The sequence below is a fragment of the Paenibacillus sp. OK076 genome (assembly GCF_900110055.1).
Classification (GTDB): Bacteria; Bacillota; Bacilli; order Paenibacillales; family Paenibacillaceae; genus Paenibacillus.
Map to the genome: position 1 here is coordinate 3,673,022 of NZ_FOCH01000001.1, position 17,804 is coordinate 3,690,825.

At 46.1% G+C, this 17,804-nt stretch carries 18 protein-coding genes; all 18 read right to left on the reverse strand.

The window, feature by feature from the left end; all coding sequences use genetic code 11:
- Positions 1-77: 77 nt before the first annotated feature.
- The 18 genes from BMY78_RS16270 to ribD all read right to left on the reverse strand — a co-directional run bounded on the left by BMY78_RS16270 (position 78) and on the right by ribD (position 17,374).
- The gene (locus tag BMY78_RS16270; RefSeq protein WP_305729131.1) at positions 78-1,562 is read right to left on the reverse strand and encodes an ATP-binding protein; all 1,485 of its coding nucleotides are present in this window, start codon (positions 1,560-1,562) and stop codon (positions 78-80) included.
- The gene (locus BMY78_RS16275; RefSeq protein ID WP_090900666.1) at positions 1,531-2,247 is read right to left on the reverse strand and encodes a response regulator transcription factor; all 717 of its coding nucleotides are present in this window, start codon (positions 2,245-2,247) and stop codon (positions 1,531-1,533) included. The genes BMY78_RS16270 and BMY78_RS16275 overlap by 32 nt, the downstream gene beginning before the upstream one ends.
- A 143-nt stretch (positions 2,248-2,390) precedes the next feature.
- The gene (gene ccsA, locus BMY78_RS16280) at positions 2,391-3,653 is read right to left on the reverse strand and encodes a cytochrome c biogenesis protein CcsA (protein WP_090900669.1); all 1,263 of its coding nucleotides are present in this window, start codon (positions 3,651-3,653) and stop codon (positions 2,391-2,393) included.
- A complete protein-coding gene (locus BMY78_RS16285; RefSeq protein ID WP_090900672.1) occupies positions 3,650-5,323 on the reverse strand; it encodes a cytochrome c biogenesis protein ResB in 1,674 nt (557 codons plus the stop codon). Before BMY78_RS16285 ends, ccsA begins: the two co-directional genes overlap by 4 nt.
- Before the next feature lie 14 nt (positions 5,324-5,337).
- The gene (locus BMY78_RS16290) at positions 5,338-5,865 is read right to left on the reverse strand and encodes a redoxin domain-containing protein (protein ID WP_063568320.1); all 528 of its coding nucleotides are present in this window, start codon (positions 5,863-5,865) and stop codon (positions 5,338-5,340) included.
- Between the two features lie 253 nt (positions 5,866-6,118).
- A complete protein-coding gene (locus BMY78_RS16295) occupies positions 6,119-6,868 on the reverse strand; it encodes a pseudouridine synthase (protein WP_024634051.1) in 750 nt (249 codons plus the stop codon).
- A 221-nt stretch (positions 6,869-7,089) separates the two neighbouring features.
- On the reverse strand, positions 7,090-7,908 hold the full coding sequence (locus BMY78_RS16300; protein ID WP_090900675.1) for a S1 family peptidase: 819 nt from the start codon (positions 7,906-7,908) through the stop codon (positions 7,090-7,092).
- Between the two features lie 65 nt (positions 7,909-7,973).
- Positions 7,974-8,507 (reverse strand): spore maturation protein, encoded by a 534-nt coding sequence (locus BMY78_RS16305; RefSeq protein ID WP_062324415.1) that lies wholly within the window; start codon positions 8,505-8,507, stop codon positions 7,974-7,976.
- A gap of 6 nt (positions 8,508-8,513) precedes the next feature.
- The gene (locus BMY78_RS16310; protein WP_371129172.1) at positions 8,514-9,116 is read right to left on the reverse strand and encodes a nucleoside recognition domain-containing protein; all 603 of its coding nucleotides are present in this window, start codon (positions 9,114-9,116) and stop codon (positions 8,514-8,516) included.
- Positions 9,117-9,158: 42 nt separating this feature from the next.
- Positions 9,159-10,346 (reverse strand): D-alanyl-D-alanine carboxypeptidase family protein, encoded by a 1,188-nt coding sequence (locus BMY78_RS16315; protein ID WP_090900681.1) that lies wholly within the window; start codon positions 10,344-10,346, stop codon positions 9,159-9,161.
- A gap of 131 nt (positions 10,347-10,477) precedes the next feature.
- On the reverse strand, positions 10,478-10,972 hold the full coding sequence (gene ytfJ / locus BMY78_RS16320) for a GerW family sporulation protein (RefSeq protein WP_090900684.1): 495 nt from the start codon (positions 10,970-10,972) through the stop codon (positions 10,478-10,480).
- Positions 10,973-11,249: 277 nt separating this feature from the next.
- Complete coding sequence (locus BMY78_RS16325) at positions 11,250-11,981, reverse strand: DUF2953 domain-containing protein (RefSeq protein ID WP_090900687.1); 732 nt, start codon at positions 11,979-11,981, stop codon at positions 11,250-11,252.
- A 189-nt stretch (positions 11,982-12,170) separates the two neighbouring features.
- On the reverse strand, positions 12,171-12,833 hold the full coding sequence (scpB, locus tag BMY78_RS16330; RefSeq protein ID WP_090900690.1) for an SMC-Scp complex subunit ScpB: 663 nt from the start codon (positions 12,831-12,833) through the stop codon (positions 12,171-12,173).
- A complete protein-coding gene (locus tag BMY78_RS16335; RefSeq protein ID WP_024630942.1) occupies positions 12,802-13,602 on the reverse strand; it encodes a segregation and condensation protein A in 801 nt (266 codons plus the stop codon). The genes scpB and BMY78_RS16335 overlap by 32 nt, the downstream gene beginning before the upstream one ends.
- A 102-nt stretch (positions 13,603-13,704) precedes the next feature.
- Positions 13,705-14,172, reverse strand: coding sequence for a 6,7-dimethyl-8-ribityllumazine synthase (gene ribE, locus BMY78_RS16340; protein WP_062324408.1), 468 nt, complete (start codon positions 14,170-14,172; stop codon positions 13,705-13,707).
- A gap of 84 nt (positions 14,173-14,256) precedes the next feature.
- Complete coding sequence (locus BMY78_RS16345) at positions 14,257-15,495, reverse strand: bifunctional 3,4-dihydroxy-2-butanone-4-phosphate synthase/GTP cyclohydrolase II (RefSeq protein WP_090900693.1); 1,239 nt, start codon at positions 15,493-15,495, stop codon at positions 14,257-14,259.
- Positions 15,496-15,552: 57 nt separating this feature from the next.
- Positions 15,553-16,221, reverse strand: a complete 669-nt coding sequence (ribE, locus tag BMY78_RS16350; protein ID WP_090900696.1) for a riboflavin synthase — start codon at positions 16,219-16,221, stop codon at positions 15,553-15,555.
- Between the two features lie 49 nt (positions 16,222-16,270).
- On the reverse strand, positions 16,271-17,374 hold the full coding sequence (ribD, locus tag BMY78_RS16355; protein ID WP_076291914.1) for a bifunctional diaminohydroxyphosphoribosylaminopyrimidine deaminase/5-amino-6-(5-phosphoribosylamino)uracil reductase RibD: 1,104 nt from the start codon (positions 17,372-17,374) through the stop codon (positions 16,271-16,273).
- Positions 17,375-17,804 lie beyond the last annotated feature (430 nt).

Consider the following 17,804-nt stretch of genomic DNA (forward strand, 5'->3'; position numbering starts at 1 on the left):
AAGATTAAACGGTACTGTTCAACAAAAAAAGCACCCTCAGCATGAGGGTGCTTTCGCACTTTTTGTATGAATTCGGGCTATTTCGAAGAATCCACAGGAAATTGTAAAATAAACTCTGTACCTTCGCCAAGTACACTATTAACGATAATGGTACCGTGATGTGCATCTACAATATTTTTTACAATTGCGAGCCCCAGCCCTGTACCGACACTTTCACCCCGAACACGAGCCTTATCTGCTTTGTAGAATCGTTCAAAGATGAATGGCAGATCAGAAGACGGAATGCCTACGCCCTCGTCTTTTACAGTCACTTTAGCTAGAGGTGTCCGGATATCGGATAACAGCTCTGCAGATATGACAACATTTTTGCCTGAGGGAGTATGCCGAAACGCATTATCCAGCAAATTTGTAAATACCTGTTCAAGCCGGTCCTCGTCAGCCTGGTGAAGTTCAATCGAAGTCTGTTTGCACTCAAACCGAAGATGGATATCCTGTTCTTTGGAACGTACAGAGAACTTTCTATAGACACGCTCCAATAGTTCAATCAGATCCACTTCCTTCACGGCCATATCCGTATGACCCGCTTCCATTCGCGCAAGATCAAGCAGATCTTTAACCAACCTGCCCATACGCAAAGACTCATCATGAATCACTTGAATTAATTCTTCACTTTCTTCCGGAGAAGCCGCCATCCCATCCAAAAGAGCTTCACTGTACCCTTGCATCATGGATAGCGGAGTACGTATTTCGTGGGATACGTTGGCGACAAAATCACGACGCATCTTCTCCAGTCGCACTTCCTCCGTTACGTCACGAAGCACAGCTACCGCGCCTCGTACGACACTATCCGCATACAAAGGTGCCATCTGAACAGACCAGACGCCCTGCTGCACATGCACGTTAGAGTTCTGATCGACACCTTGCTCCATCACCATTTTGAACAAAGGAACAAGTGGTTCCGGTACCTCTCGTGAAGAATTCACAGAATTATCCAAACCCTGTCCCTCATCCATCTGTGCCCAATCCAAATCACACCAAGCCTGCATGATTTTCTCACCAGGAGGGTTTGTCAAAATAACTTTTCCCTCACCGTCGAATGTCACTACGGCATCGGTCATGCTTCGGAGCACGCTTGCCAGATGTTCTTTCTCATGGTTAAGGTTGCGAATGTTATCTTCCAGCTGTGCAGCCATATGGTTAAATGTATTACCTAATTCTCCAATCTCATCGCTTGTTACAAGGGAGAGACGCGTACCGTAGTTACCTTTCCGAATCGCATTGGCTGCCTGAATTAACTGCTGCATCGGCTGCGTAATTTTCGTGAAAAGAAACAGCGCAAAAAAGGTCGTTAAGCTGAATCCGATAATACAAACATACGTGAACAAACGTTTGATATCTCTCGACTCAGACTCCGCAAAATTCGTATCAATATACGGCAGCAAAAAAAGACCCAATGCTATGAGTACACAGCCCACAAGGCAAATAATCGTAATCCATAACTTCCCGACCAGCGATCTCCAGAAACTAAAACTACTTCGGTACTTCCAGTTTATAACCCACACCCCACACCGTCGTAATCATCGCCGCTGATTCTGGCGAAACCTTGTTTAACTTCTCGCGAAGACGCTTCACATGTGTATCCACAGTACGAAGATCACCAAAGAATTCATAATTCCATACATCCTTCAGCAGCTCTTCTCTGGAGAAAACTTTATCTGGAGATGTCGCAAGATAATGCAACAGTTCATATTCTTTCGGTGTTAGACTGATCTCCTCCCCACCCGCAGTTACGCGGTGAGCATCATGTTCGATGACCAAATGAGGAAATACGATATTGTTGCTTGAATTACTCTCCTTGGACAGATATGCTGTCGCAGAAGAACGACGCAGAATTGCCTTCACCCGGTAAATCACTTCACGTGGACTGAACGGTTTAACGACATAATCATCTGCTCCAACTTCAAAGCCCTGAACGCGGTTGATTTCTTCACCTTTTGCAGTAAGCATCAAAACCGGAGTTGATTTCACCTGACGCAAACGGGTACATACTTCAACGCCGTCCATGCCCGGCAACATCACATCAAGCAAAATCAGACCATAGTCACCACCAGTTGCTTTTCGCAGCGCAGTTTCCCCATCCTCTGCTTCATCGATTTCATAACCTTCTTTTTCGAGATACATTTTCAAAAGCCGTCGGATTCTTTCCTCATCATCCACGACGAGTATACGGTTCTCATGTTCAGCCATTCCACTCCAGCCCCTTTGCAATAACTCCTCATCACTTCTATTATGTTCGATCTGGCGAACAATATTTGAATGCCCCATTGGACGTAGGGGCTTACGTATGTGTTTCATGGATTTCTCTCGGGAACTTCACGAAACTACCTATCCTAGTCTGCCCCTGCGTAAGAATGCAACCCGGCGATGATCAAATTCACACCAACGAGCGTAAACATAACGACCAAAAATCCAAGTACTGCAAGCCAGGCAGACTTGCGGCCCTGCCAGCCTCTGGACAAACGCAAATGCAGGTACACACTATAATATAACCATGTTATCAGTGCCCACACCTCTTTGGGGTCCCATCCCCAGAAGCGGCTCCAGGCAATCTGAGCCCAGATCATAGCAAAAATTAATGCTCCCAATGTAAATATCGGGAATCCGATAGCAATTGCGCGATAACTAATCTCATCGAGATCGTCGGCATCAATACCATCCAGCATCGGTTGCAGAGTTTGTCCAAGCGGTCTTCTTATAATTAAACGAATAAGTCCATATAAGATCAGCCCTACAATCAAAGACCAGACCACCGTATTCAGTTTACGTCCAGCATTAACTCCGTTCATCCAGGAAGGTGTTTCAAGTAAAGGTTCCTTCATGCCAAGAAACGGTTTTATGCTCTCCACTTCGCTATTATAAGGTGCAAAAATAGGAGGCATGCGATAAATCACTTTCTCTATTGTACTATTTCCCTGTACCTCTGTGTCAATGCTCGTGGTTTCCTGAACAAAAACCGCCTCATATCCGGATGCACGGAAAGCAAATACCGACCCGATAAACCCAACCACAACGACGATAGTGATTAATGTAAACTCAACCCATCCCCGCTGGCGTCTGGATGACTTATCCTTGCCACTGAAATCGACCGTGCGTAACAAGTACATGAATCCTGCCGCAAAGCCTACGGCGAAGAATGCCTCGCCAAGTGCAGCCAACGTCACGTGGATCTTGAGCCATATCGATTGCAAAGCAGGGATCAGCGGCTGTACTTCCTGAGGAAATACGGCTGCATATGCCATAATAATGATGGTTAGTGGCAATGCAAACAGTCCTAGCAACGATTTACGATATATGGCGTAAACAACAATAAATGCGACCATAATCATCATGGATAGAAAACTCATAAACTCATACATATTACTTACGGGGATATGCCCTGCTCCAGCCCAGCGTGTACCAAAGAAGATAAGATGTGCAGCTAGTGCAACAGTTGATGCAATAAAGGCTCGTTTTCCCCATCGTTCTACATGAGCTTGCGGGTCACGATTACTCCATTTTTTGCCCATGACGGCAACGCCATATAACATAAATGCGGCACAATATAGAAAAAAAGATACGATAAATGCGTCGCTGCTGAAATCCAATAAACTCATGTTTGGTTCCCCCCGTTATCCAACGACTTCTCATCCACTTCCACATTCATATGTTTTAACACAGCTGCAACCTCACGCCTAAATCCAAACCAGTTTTTGTTCGTATGGCCGCCTAGGGTGAGTTGTCCATTATCAATCCGAATCCAAATACGTCGGTGGTGCCAGTAAAAGCCCATAACCAGACCCAACATAACGATTCCTGCCCCAACCCATACAAAAGGCATGGCCTTATCAATACGGATATTGAGGTAACTCACGGATTGAATAATGTCCACCTTATCCATGCTGTCAACCTCCAGCTGCAAAGGAATGGCTCCTCCATTCAGCTGTTCGTTAATTGCATCCTGTTGAAAACGCTGTTTATCGATCTGCTTCGCAAAATACAAGTACTGCATTCCCTCTTTAGGTAAATTGGGTCCCTTGATATTAAATAGAAAGGCGGGCGCATTCGGTGAAGGAGACTTTGACTTAGGTTCTCCATTTTCATCCAGCCCAAAATCCATATATTTTTCTTTTACAGTCAGGTTATAAGGTCCAGCTTCGAACGTTCGCTGTGTATCTACCATAGCAATTTGGATTGCTCCGTATTTCTCACCTGTCTGAGCATTGACCAAATCAGGCGTTACCGAACGAATCGTTGGTGTCAGATCATAATCAAACTGATATGCTTTCAATCCCTTGTAATTCAGTGGATGATTCACTCGAACATCATGTCGGTCCACCTCGGTCAATTGAGGTTTTTTCGAAGGATCAGAACAATCTGCCGTACATTCGTACAACACCACTTTGGTTTCAAACAGTTTTGGAACGGTTTTGTTCAAATTACGGAACTGTTCTGGAACCTCATCTTCACTGTAAAACTCAACATTAAACTGTTCATTTTTCAAATACATGGAGGTATTCGGTATTTTCTTGATCTCACCTTCGGGAAAAGCAACATGCTCATCCAGATTGAGCCCGGGAAGTCCTCGGGCAAGTACTGCGAGCAGAAAGATAATCAAGCCGATATGGATAACATAAGGTCCCCAGCGACTGAATCGCTGCTTCTCAGCCAGCAATGCACTACCCTCGGTATGCACACGGTAACCTTTCTTTTTAAGCGGCGTAACCGCTTTCTTAATCCAGTCTTCTGATGCCTCATCTATGGAGCCTTGGTACACCAGTCGCTGGCGTGTAAGAAACTGCATGTGTTTGCGTATTTTCTGTTTATTCAGCGCTTTGTACAGTGGAAGTACCCGGTCAAGACTGCATATGACCAGTGAGGCACCGATCAGCACCAGTAGCAAAATAAACCACCAGGATTCATATGTATGGGATAGACCCAGCAGATAATAGATATGACCCAATTGACCGTATGTGTCCTTATAATATACGGATGGATCAATATTCAGAAATGTACTTTCTTGTGGATAGATCGTGCCCAGCATGGAACCTACAAGCGTAAACACAATCATGTAAACAGCAATTTTGACCGATGAAAAAAAGTTCCATATGCGGTCAATGATTTTGGGATTCGTACGCTGCGAACGACGGGCCATGCCATCATAACGCATTTCCAATACTTCATCCGATTTGACCTCGGCCTCCAGCAGCGGCTTGCCGCATGCTTCACACAGTACAGTGCCCACCGGATTTTGGTGTCCGCACTCACATTTCGTATTTTGGAACACGACTAGACCTCCTGTCAGGGCTGTTTCGCCAATTGTGAAATTTGAGCGTCAAGTGTGTCCAAATCAAGTTGACCGATATGAATGGTGGAGATTTTACCCGTGTCGGAGACAAAAAATGTCGTTGGCATCGGAGATATACCGAAATCCCGGATCGAGTTTTTGTCACGGTCGAGCATAATCGGAAACGTAACGCCCACCTGTCGAACAAAATTTTCCACGGTCATCTGGTCTTCCCCAACATTGATACCAACAAATTGCACACCCTGGTCCTTCCATTTGTCCGCTTGAGCTTGTAGCGCAGGCATCTCTTTGACACAAGGCTCACACCAAGTTCCCCAGAAGTTGATTACCATGGCTTTGCCTTTGTATTCCTCAGACGTATGAACTTGTCCATCCAGGCCCAGCAGTTCAAAAGAAGGAGCCTTGTCCCCTTCTTTTGGCTTGCCATTCGAGCCGGATACCGATGTAGTAATCGCATATCCGCCCAACACCAGGATCAATAACAAAATGACGATTTGCACCGCTCTTCTTGATTTCCCCATGTGCTGCTCCCCTTTTAATTCAGCATTTTGCATAATTTGATTCTAAACGCTCCCGGGTACAAGAATTAGACGATTAAAACCATTTCGATCTAACTCATGCGGATTGAAAGTCGCTCCGGGGATTTATGCAAAAAGCTTGAGTGACTAGCATTCGCATATAACGGTCTTGGACAACTGTGAACATCCTATGAACAATTATAGCGAATTCCGTCACAAAACTGCGGCGCTTTTATGAAAATTATGTGTCCTCACATTACCTTTTTTTCATTTTTTTGGCGGGTTCTGATTTTGCGAGCGTAATCAGGTTGTTGACTTCTTCTTTGGTTAGATTGCGTGTGAGTCCCCGTTTCAGGTTTTGAAGCAAAATGCCACCAAACGAAATCCGTTTCAGACGTGTTACCGGATGGTTAATCGCTTCGAACATACGTCTAACCTGACGGTTACGTCCTTCGTAAATCGTGATGGAGATTACAGCTTCATTGCCTGCCGTATCGACATCCTTGTATTCAACCTCTGCAGGAGCGGTCATGCCGTCATCCAGCATAATGCCTGTCTTTAATTTCTCCAGGGCAGTACCATGGGGAACCCCTTTAACCGTTGCCAGATACGTCTTCGGTACGTGATGCTTCGGATGCGTGAGCAAATGAGCAAATTCACCATCATTGGTCAGAATGAGCAAGCCTTCTGTGTCATAATCCAGACGACCAACGGGATACACACGTTCTTTGACACCTTTAAGATAGTCGGATACAATTTTCCGACCTTCCGGGTCTGAAGCACTTGTGATAACACCCTTCGGTTTGTTCAACATCATGTACACTTTCTTTTCACTGCGGATCGGTTTACCATTAACCGTAATCATATCCTCTTCGGGGTTCGCTTTCGTACCCAGTTCGGTTACGACCTCCCCGTTAACTTCTACTTTGCCGGACAGGATCAGTTCCTCGCTCTTGCGGCGGGATGCAATGCCTGCCTGTGCGATAATTTTTTGTAATCTTTCCATGTTTGTCATGTCACCTCACACTAATGATACCCATCAAGGCCGGAAATCACAAGGATAATCCATCGATTTTGTTAACGCAGGGGTTGTAAAGACCTTTTAAGCTGCATTTAGCTATAAATTCAGTCCAAAAAAGCTCACCCTCTCACTGCCTGTATGCGACAGGAGCGTTAAGGTGAGCCGTTCAATTTCAACCGTATGTAACCAATGCAATGTGAATAAGGTTAGCTGGATACTTTACCTGCAACAACGACCTGTTTTTTTCCAGGGGATTCACTTTCTTTAATGAAGGATTGCAACGTTTTGGAAGTAATATAATAAGTACGTCCTCCGTATACAAAGGTCATCATGCCAATAACCCGATTGTTCTGATCCAGAACAGGGCCACCTGAATTGCCTTGTGCCACTGATTTTACGATACTGCCAATGCCCTTCTTGCCTGGAACGTCCGAATCCTGTGAATTAAATACTCGGCTTTTGGCGATTGTATTGAAAGTTGAAGGGAATTGTTCGTCCAACAGCACAAGTTCCCCGGCGGAATTTTTAGGAAAACCGATGGTATAGACGATTTGATTATCTTTCGCATTTGCAAACGTCACCGGTTGTGCGTCGATTTCTTTGTCCAGCTTCAGCAATGCCATATCTGTCACCGGATCTGTTTTAACGATTTTCGCTTTAACCGGCTTGTCCAGATGACCTGGGCTTGCTACAGTAAGTGTGCCTTCATCCCCATCAGACAGTTCAGCATAATCCTGAATGACATGATAGTTGGTTAGCACCTCATCCTTGGAGATCAGTATGGATGTACCTACATCATAATATACTGTATCGGGTTCATCCTGCTTGACCAGACGTACGTTCACAACTGGAAAAGAATCCGCTGTAACGGCCAACTGAGCACGTAACTGTTTATCGAAGTAACCTGTAAAATGAATCGTATTAACGGCTTGAGCCGCAGCCAATCCCGTCTGTCCTGCAAGCAACGCAATGGCAAGCATGCCTGACATCCCAAAGCGGAGCATTCTTTTCCAACTCTTTTGCATGGTTCTCACTCTCCTCCGCTTTCATTCTAGCATAATTCGTATATCGGAAGGAGAGGGCATATTTTTTACCCAAATACAATTAAACAAATGACCAAGGCAGCAATGAAACCAACCACATCGGAAAACAACCCAACTTTGAGCGCATATCGACCATTACGTATACCTACCGCTCCAAAATAAACTGTCAATACATATAGTGTTGTATCCGTACTGCCTTGAATCGTAGAAGCCATGCGGCCAATCATCGAGTCAGGACCATACGTTTTGATCAGATCTGTCGTAAAAGCAAGCGAGCCTGTCCCGGTCAAAGGACGCAAAATACCGAGTGGCAATACTTCTCCCGGAACCCCCATCCAGGACACAAGTGGTGCGAATAGACTGATCACATAATCCAATGCACCGGAGGCACGGAATACACTGATCGCTACCATCATGCCTACCAGATGGGGAATAATGCTGATTGCCGTAGAGAAACCATCTTTGGCCCCATCAACAAAAGACTCGTAGACCGGGACCTTTTTGGTAAACGCATATAATGGAACAAACGCGATGATAACCGGAATGGCCCAGACGGAAATCCAGTTGATGAAGGTTAACAACGTTGCTCATCCTTTCATACCGGGATTATCACTTTTATGTACACGCGGCGGCCTGTGAAGTGCCCTGTTTCGGTACCAGCGATCGGCTACGATGGCTGCAAATGTCGCAATAATGGTTGCCATTAGCGTTGTGCCTACAATTTCCGTGGCGTTCGCGGAATGATAATTAAGACGAATAGCTATCAGGGTTGTCGGGATAATAGTGATACTCGCCGTATTCAGAGCCAGCAAAGTACACATGGCAGGGGAAGCCGTTTGTTTATCCGGATTCAACTCTTGCAGCTGCTGCATGGCTTTGATCCCCATTGGGGTTGCCGCATTGCCTAGGCCGAGCAGATTGGCACTCATGTTGGATAAAATATAGCCCATAGCTGGATGATTCCGCGGAACATCCGGGAACAGAAAGGCAACAACCGGACCCAACAGCTTCGCAATTCGGCCCAGCAGCCCGGCATCCTCAGCCATTTTCATCATGCCCATCCAGAACACGAGCACACTGATCAGCCCAAAACATACCGTTACTCCGGTTGCTGCTCCATCAAAAGCCGCCTGTGTAACAATTTCAATTTTGCCTTGTGCTGCTGCAAAAGCAAAGCCGGTTACAATCATGAGAAGCCAGATTACATTGATCAAAGGATAACCCTCCCCTCATTATGGAGATAACAAATGGCTTAATACTGCACGCCATGCGGAAGCCCAGGTAGAAATTTCACCAATCCCCCCCAGAGTTGCATCCTCTGCCTTCGGCTCCGGCGGAATATAACTTCCTTTGCGATACACAGGAATAGAACCTACAAGTTTTCCGTCAAGCTGCATATCAATTCGACCGGCCAGTCCAAAGGAAGGATCTGTCGATGTTGCATCTCCCTTCGAACCCTTCTGGGCACGGTTTTCGAGTAAAATCAGCTTTTTCGCCAATGAGGCTGTCTCACTCTTCGCCAGAGGATAGGTGAACCCGCGACCTGTGACTACATCCGTGTTCTGTACAGGCTGTTCCTTTTTTGCAATTTCCACCAAAGGGAAGTTTTCAAAACCGAAATCCAGCATGCGAGCATGGTCATTCCAGTCATCGCCGTCGTTCAGGGTTACCGCAGCAAGCTGTTGTCCATTGCGAGTAGCCGAGCTGACGAGACAACGGAACGCCTTTTTGGTATATCCGGTCTTTACGCCATCGGCTCCCTCATACAACCGCAGCATTTTATTTTTGTTTTGCCAGGAGTACTGCCAGCTCTCATTCGGATTTGGAGCTGATTTGTTCTCTGTAGCTACAATTCGTTTGAAAACCGGATTCTTGAGCGCATACGCGGTTAAGCGTGCCAGATCATTGGCGGTAGAGTAGTGACCGTCTGCATCAAGTCCATGGGGATTCATAAAATGGGAATGCGTCAGACCCATTTGCTCTGCCTTTTTGTTCATTAACAGCACGAAACCTTCTTCAGATCCACCGACATGTTCAGCAATCGCCGAGGCCGCATCGTTGCCTGATCGCAGCATCAGCCCATACAGCATATTTTCCAGCGTCATTTCTTCACCCAGCTTGAGATAGATGGACGAGCCTTCTTTGGCAAAAGCCGAAGAAGTTACCTTTACTTTGTCATCCAGTTTACCGTGTTCAATCGCAACAATTGCTGTCATGATTTTGGTTAAGCTGGCAATTCTGAGTTCCTTATCCCCATCCTTGCTGTACAATATTCGGCCTGAAGTCACATCAATGAGAGCAGCGCTTTGCGCATGGTTTGAGGGGCCAGGTATGGTTCCCTGGGCTTCAGCAAGCCCAATAGAGGGAAACAGAAACAAAGGTACAAACATACACGCCATAAATTTCATTAATTTTCGCATCGATTCATTCCTCCGGGTCACTTGGAATCTTGTACTAGCTTATGTCTGGACAACCCGAAGTATGTCCCAGTGTTAGAAAACAGCAAAAATCCCTCTCGCATGCGCTGCGGAAGGGATTTTAAACGAATCATTTAGCTGTACGTAGAAGGATCAGGTGTGACAGGAATACCGGACTCGGCAGATTGTGCTGTATTACGATTGCGGAACATGTCCTGAATTCTGTCCATCACATACGGTGTGGAATCGATCAGTTTCTCAAACAGATGCGTTGAGTTGTCAAGCGGCACGATATGAACGCCCTGTTTGCCAACTACCAGGAATGCGATAGGACGAATGGATACGCCGCCCCCACTTCCTCCTCCAAATGGTGAGGCAACTGATGCGGAGCTGGCATGCTCAGTAGTACTGTTTCCGCTGCTACCACCGTTTCCACCTTTGCTGCTTCCATCACTCACATGAAAATCACTGCCACCCGCAGCGAATCCGAATCCTACTTTACTGATCGGCAAAATTACGGTACCATCAGGTGTTTCAACCGCATCGCCCACGATTGTATTGACATCCACCATGGCCTTGATATTTTCCATTGCGGTTTCCATTAAGCCTTGAATTGGATGATCTGACATTTGAATTCCCTCCAGTTTCAATTTAAGCTAGGTTTGATCTAACCATATCATCCCCAAACTTGTAGGGACTTATGTAAGCCAGCCATTTAACTAAACCTCAATACTTCAAACCGCTGACTCGGCAAAATAAAACCAGGCAGTTGCAAGCAAACTGTAGAAAATTGTCGCATACTCGGCTTCACTTTAACTACCGAATAGATCCAGCCAAGAGCCATTGTTCCACTCGCACCCGCAATCATTTTCATGAAAGCTAAATAACACGGAACAATACATGCACTCATATGTGCGATTTACTGTGTTGTTTCTTGAGCTTTAGTTTGCGTCTGCGACGTTGTTCTTGTAGGAGTTTGAACCACATCCGCCATCCTCCCTCAACTTGAAGCACTCGGGTTAACAACGTAAGTCCTGCGATCATGACTGCTGAGATCCGGATCTTTAGTTTCCAATCCAGCTCGGTTTGGAACTCCATCTCGTCTTCCCACACCGGCACAACTTGTAACTTTGGCGTTTGTTCAAAACGGATTTGATAAGAGAGGTATCCAATGATGATCGACTTGATACTCCACACCCAACCTATGAGAACAGCCGTATATGCTGCATCGCCGACGCCAATGCGAGTGGACCAGGACCAGTGAGTCATATGTACACGAGTGAGCGTTTGCTTGATCCAGAGCTTTAATGCTTCCGTTGCCCTGAGCATGATCTTTACATCCTTAGCCCATTTTTTGACTTTACGTTTGTTAACACGCTCGTTGCTCTGGGCTTCGCCCCTCGAATGATTCATTCGCTGCTCCGTCTTCACAAGGAAACCTTCCTTCATATTCCGAAAGACGATACTAGGAATTTCATAGTTAATACGCACAATGCCATATAGCAGACGAACCGTAATCTTGGCATAATCATCATGATTGTGTTTCCTGAATGTAAAATGCACATGAACATACGAGATGAGGACTGCGACAAGAAGCAGTGCGATCAACAAGCCGATTCCTCCAAGCCAAATCCACACAGGCCTTACCTCCAAGCCCTCAATTCTTTTCTCGTCTAGTATGACACTCTATATAGGAAAAAATTCACGTCTGACCTGAAAATTCCATTTAATCTTTGCACAACCACCTTGTAATACATTCCGTTTACCACGTCAAAAAAACCGGCCCTCCGACAGGGTACCGGTTTTGGATCGATCCAGACTGCAAAGTTATGAGTTCAAAGGATCATCTTCGTTATTAATATCGTTTGCATTTGTATCATCTTCAAGATTTGTATTATCAAGATCCAGATCCACATGCTGCACATCCAATTTTTCAAAAAGCAGCTGTGTTTCTTCCTCCAGGTTCTCGGAATCTTCAAACAACCCTGGCTCAGGCAGATCTTTGAGCGAAGCCAAGCCAAAGTAATCCAGGAAGGACTTGGTAGTGCCATATAGAATTGGGCGTCCAATGGCCTCAGCCCGTCCCACTTCCTGAATGAGATCCTTGTTCACAAGGGTATGAATGGCACGTTCGGATTTTACGCCACGGATCTCCTCAATCTCCACCCGCGTGATAGGCTGACGATACGCCACAATAGCGAGCGTCTCCAAAGCCGCCTGGGATAAAGAGGTACGTGCAGGTGAATAAGCCAATTTCTCAAAATAAGCTGCATGTTCCGGTAATGTCCCCAGTTGGACTACCCCTGCAATTTTAAGAATTTGTACGCCTCGTCCCTGCTTGGCAAATTCAGCGATCATTTCCTCGATCGCATCCGATACCAGTTCGGCTCGCTGATCCACGATCTCGGCGATTTGTTTGATACTCAGACCTTCTTCTCCGGACAAAAACAGCAGGCCTTCAATAATCGATTTCAATTTCGGAAAATCCATGATTCTTTGTTTCCCCTCTCCACTCCATAACGATATCCTCAAACATCCGCTCCTGATAACAGACAATCTGCTTCATCTTCATCAGCTCCAGCACCGCCAGAAAAGTTACGACAATCTCATGCCGATAAATTTGGTTATCCAGCAGCTTGGAGAATAACAGCCTGCCCCCCGGTCCCATACTTTCCAACGCGCCGATAACATCGCGAATGCGATCCTTAACCGAGATTTCATCCCGCTGGATCCGAGTTACGGTTGTCCGCTTCTCCGCCTTACGCAGCGCCTTCTGAAAGGCTGCAATCAGATCAGAGGTATGCAAACCCTCTACCGGATTCGATTGTGCTTCTACAGGCATATACGGCCGCAAATCCTCGGGCTCTTTGGAGAAAATAAGGCTGCGTTCCCACTCCCGTTCGTGCAAGTGACGCGCAATTCCCTTGTATTTGCGATATTCAATCAGACGTGCAATCAGTTCGGCACGTGGATCATAATCTTCATCTTCCATATATGCATAATCCTCAAAATCCTCGATTACCGGTGGTTTGGGCAGTAATAGTTTGCTCTTGATTGACAGCAATGTTGCTGCCATTACCAAAAATTCACTCGTAATATCCAGCTCCAGCTCCTGCATCGAATGCAGATACGCCATATATTGATCGGTAATATCGCTGATGGGAATATCCTGGATATGAATCTCTGCCTTATCGATCAAATGAAGCAGCAGATCCAAAGGCCCTTCAAAAGTCTCCAGTTTGTATGTAACTACCGTCACTAGACGAATCCTCCCGCCAGAAAAATAAAAACCCCCGCTAAGCCGCCGAATCCGGTCTCCCGTTTTCGTCTGCGCAGAGCAGGGCACTATATTAAATAAGCACTATTTTAGCTGTTTCGTCAAGTTCGCCATTTCAATCGCGGCAGTAGCTGCATCCCAGCCTTTGTTTCCTGCCTTTGTTCCAGCACGTTCAATGGCCTGTTCAATATTCTCTGTTGTAACGAGGCCGAAGATTGTAGGTACGCCTGTTTTCAGGTTAATTGCGGCTACACCCTTAGCCATCTCATTGCACACATAATCATAATGTGTTGTTGAACCACGGATAACCGTCCCCAACGTAATGACTGCATCATATTTTCCACTTTCAGCCATTTTTTGTGCAATCAACGGGATTTCAAAAGCTCCTGGAACCCACGCTACATCCACTTCATTATCTTGTACACCGTGACGTTTGAACGCATCCAGTGCTCCGCTGAGCAATTTGCTTGTAATGAACTCGTTAAAACGTCCTACAACCACTCCATATTTTAATCCTTCTGATACCAAATGTCCTTCAAAAAAGTGTGGCATTCAAGTCATCTCCCTAATTGTATTATATGATGTATGCAGCTGATCTTCGGCAAATATTTCACTTATTTAACTCAGAAAAGCTACTCAGTTTTTTTCTTCATTCTGCTCGATATCGTCGAACTTTAGCATATGGCCGAGTTTTGCCTGCTTCGTGTGCAGGTAAACCGTATTATCCTCGTTCTCTTCCATCTGAATCGGAACTCGTTCCACCACTTCAAGTCCGTAACCTTCAAGCCCTTTAATTTTGCGTGGATTGTTGGTTAACAAACGGATTTGACGAACGCCAAGATCCTTGAGAATTTGGGCACCAATGCCGTAATCTCGAAGATCGGCAGCAAACCCAAGCTTCAGATTGGCATCCACGGTGTCCAGACCTTCTTCTTGCAGTTTGTAGGCTTTGAGCTTGTTGATCAGTCCAATGCCTCGTCCTTCCTGTCTCATATAGAGCAGGACGCCATTGCCTTCGTCATGGATCTGTTTCAAAGCTGCATCGAATTGTGGACCACAGTCACAGCGATGGGAATGGAAAACATCCCCTGTGAGACATTCGGAGTGTACGCGGACCAATACAGGCTTCGAACCATCAATTTCGCCTTTAACCAAAGCAACATGCTCCTTGTTGTCCACCGCATTGGTGTAGGCCACCGCCTGGAATTCACCAAAGTCCGTTGGCATACGTACAGCTACTTCGCGTTGAACCAGCTGTTCCTTCTCATTCCGGTACCGAATCATATCCTGAATGCTGATTAGCTTCAGATCATGCTTGCGGGCGATCTCCTGTAGATCCGGAAGTCTGGCCATCGTGCCATCTTCCTTGATCACTTCACAGATTACACCTGCCGGATAGGAACCGCACATAATGGCGAGATCTACAGCCGCTTCCGTGTGGCCCGCGCGTCGTAGCACACCGCCATCTTTAGCAATAAGTGGGAACATGTGGCCCGGCTTGCGGAAATCTCCGCTTTTCGCTTCGGGATCAATTAGACCCTTAACTGTAATGGAGCGTTCATGAGCCGAGATGCCCGTTGTGGTATCTTTATGATCTACAGAGACGGTAAAAGCCGTCCCATGAAAGTCCGTATTTTGCTGGACCATAGGTTTCAGGTTGAGTTCATCGGCACGTTGCTGCGTAATGGGAACACACACCAGACCTCTGCCTTCGGTAATCATGAAATTGATCACTTCAGGTGTAGCCTTTTCCGCCAAAGCGATAAAGTCACCTTCATTCTCCCGATCCTCATCATCCACCACAATAACTGGTTTACCCTGCATGAGATCGTAGATGGCTTCCTCAATAGAATTCAGAATGGATTTCTCTGACATAGGTCCCCCTCCAGTTTCTATTTCAATTTATATTTGTAGTTAAGCAATTACGATTTGTTAAGCAAATCCGTGATTAGCAAGGAAATCCTCACTGATACTTCTCGGCTTGCCCGTACCTGTCTCCTGATGTCCCTTACCATAGTGCAACAGATGATCCACATATTTGCCCAAAATATCACACTCAATATTGATGGTATCCCCCGTCTTTTTCACATTTAATACGGTCTCACCAATGGTGTGTGGAATAATGGATACAGTGAATGCGGTCTGTGAAGTATGCACAACGGTCAGACTAATTCCGTCCAGGGTTACAGACCCTTTGGGTATCAGATATTTGAACAGTTGCGTATCATCAGGTTTGATCTCGAAAACAATCGCATTCTGGTCACGTGTAATGCTGCCAATGACCCCAGTGCCATCGACATGGCCCTGAACGATATGCCCGCCAAAACGACCACCTGACAACATGGCTCGCTCCAGATTAACTTTGCTGCCGGATTGCAATTGACTAAGATTGGTATGTCGATAGGTCTCAGGCATCACGTCAGCAGTAAAACCGCCACCCTCCAGGGTAGTCGCAGTTAAGCATACCCCGTTTACGGCTACACTATCGCCAATCTTCAAGTCGTTCATGATGGCGGAAGCTCCGATATTCAGGACCATCGCTTCGCCTTTCCGACCTATACGCCGGATCTGACCGACTTCTTCCACCAAACCGGTAAACATGCTACCGCCTCCTTTATTTATTTCGTTATTGTTAATTCAATCAATTCATTTATTCAGGCCAAACCGGAATTCCGCCAATGCTAATATTATCTCCAACTTGCTCAATTTCCAGCTGATGCAATTGAATCGCCTGACTCATGCGCTCAACACCCTCGAAGCGGAAACTGCCTGGTGTTTCGTATCCTCCGACAATTTTCGGAGCAATGAACATGAGCAGTCGATCTACCAATCGCGCTTCCAGCATGGCACCATTCAGAGTACCCCCGCCTTCAAGCAGAATCGAACCAATTTCACGCTCACCGAGCTTGCTGAGTGCACTTAGCAGATCAACACGTGGTCCTGGACCACAACGTATAATCTCCACCCCATAGGCCTCAAGCCGCTCAGCGGCTTCAGGGCTCGCCTCATCCGTTGTAAGCACCCAGGTTGGTGCAAGGCCATCCTTAACCATTTTGGCTCCTACAGGCAGACGTAGCTTGGAATCGACCACAATTCGTACCGGGCTGATCCCTTCCACTTGCAAGCGAGTCGTGAGTTCGGGATTGTCTGCAATGACCGTTTCCACACCAACCATAATTCCTTGATGGCGATGACGAAGTGCGTGTACAATCTCGCGAGCTGACTCGTTAGAGATCCATTTGCTGTCACCGCTACGCGTAGCGATTTTGCCATCCAGAGTAGAGGCCGTCTTCAAAGTTACAAAGGGGAGACCTGTTGTAATGTATTTGATGAATTTCTCGTTCATCCGTCTTCCGCGCTCACGCAGCACTCCAACTTCAACTTCGATCCCTTGTTGACGCAGCATGCTGATCCCTCTGCCTGAGACTTGCGGATTCGGATCTTCGCAGCATACGACGACACGTTTCACTTTCTCATGAATGAGACGTTCACTGCATGGTGGAGTCTTGCCATAATGGCTACAGGGTTCAAGCGTAACGTATACTGTACTGCCTTCCGCATCACTGCCCGCCATGTTCAGCGCATGAACCTCTGCATGACCCGTTCCCCGTTTGAGATGACTTCCGAGGCCCACGATACGTCCTTCTTTAACAACGACACAACCTACTACCGGATTGATTCCAGTCTGTCCTTGTGCCCGCTCTGCCATATCCAGTGCCAGCGCCATATAAAATTCATCATTAATCATTTCCAAGTCCGTTCACCCCACGGTTAAAATCTCAAGTTATAGACCTCCCTTCCAACAGAGAGGCATGTTCCATATCCAATAAGAAAAAACGTCTATCGAAGTACTCCAAGGAAGCCAGACCGCGTTTAGCGGAATTTTTTCTTGCAATATCAAGAGCATCATACTTCGAAGTTTTTACTTTACTGATATTAAAAAATCCCCGTCGAACAAACCGTTCGATGGGGATGATGAGAGACATGTGTCACCAGCAGTACTATTGATACATTGCCAACAACACATCGCCCAAAACTTCATTTCAGGCAAGTGAAAGCAGACACATACCTTAATGAACTTCAATTACAGGTAAAGAGCTTCTATGATGTGGCATATGTATGAAGATTGCCGGAAGTATCCGGATTTCTCCCTGCACAGGAAATGAATTCATCAAAAACTGTAC

Bases quoted from the DNA above. Each gene is read 5' to 3' on its own strand.
- BMY78_RS16275 (WP_090900666.1), bottom strand. From the start codon at position 2,247: ATGGCTGAACATGAGAACCGTATACTCGTCGTGGATGATGAGGAAAGA.
- ccsA (WP_090900669.1), bottom strand. From the start codon at position 3,653: ATGAGTTTATTGGATTTCAGCAGCGACGCATTTATCGTATCTTTTTTT.
- BMY78_RS16290 (WP_063568320.1), bottom strand. From the start codon at position 5,865: ATGGGGAAATCAAGAAGAGCGGTGCAAATCGTCATTTTGTTATTGATC.
- BMY78_RS16295 (WP_024634051.1), bottom strand. From the start codon at position 6,868: ATGGAAAGATTACAAAAAATTATCGCACAGGCAGGCATTGCATCCCGC.
- BMY78_RS16300 (WP_090900675.1), bottom strand. From the start codon at position 7,908: ATGCAAAAGAGTTGGAAAAGAATGCTCCGCTTTGGGATGTCAGGCATG.
- BMY78_RS16310 (WP_371129172.1), bottom strand. From the start codon at position 9,116: ATGATTGTAACCGGCTTTGCTTTTGCAGCAGCACAAGGCAAAATTGAA.
- BMY78_RS16315 (WP_090900681.1), bottom strand. From the start codon at position 10,346: ATGCGAAAATTAATGAAATTTATGGCGTGTATGTTTGTACCTTTGTTT.
- ytfJ (WP_090900684.1), bottom strand. From the start codon at position 10,972: ATGTCAGATCATCCAATTCAAGGCTTAATGGAAACCGCAATGGAAAAT.
- scpB (WP_090900690.1), bottom strand. From the start codon at position 12,833: ATGGATTTTCCGAAATTGAAATCGATTATTGAAGGCCTGCTGTTTTTG.
- ribE (WP_062324408.1), bottom strand. From the start codon at position 14,172: ATGCCACACTTTTTTGAAGGACATTTGGTATCAGAAGGATTAAAATAT.
- BMY78_RS16345 (WP_090900693.1), bottom strand. From the start codon at position 15,495: ATGTCAGAGAAATCCATTCTGAATTCTATTGAGGAAGCCATCTACGAT.
- ribE (WP_090900696.1), bottom strand. From the start codon at position 16,221: ATGTTTACCGGTTTGGTGGAAGAAGTCGGTCAGATCCGGCGTATAGGT.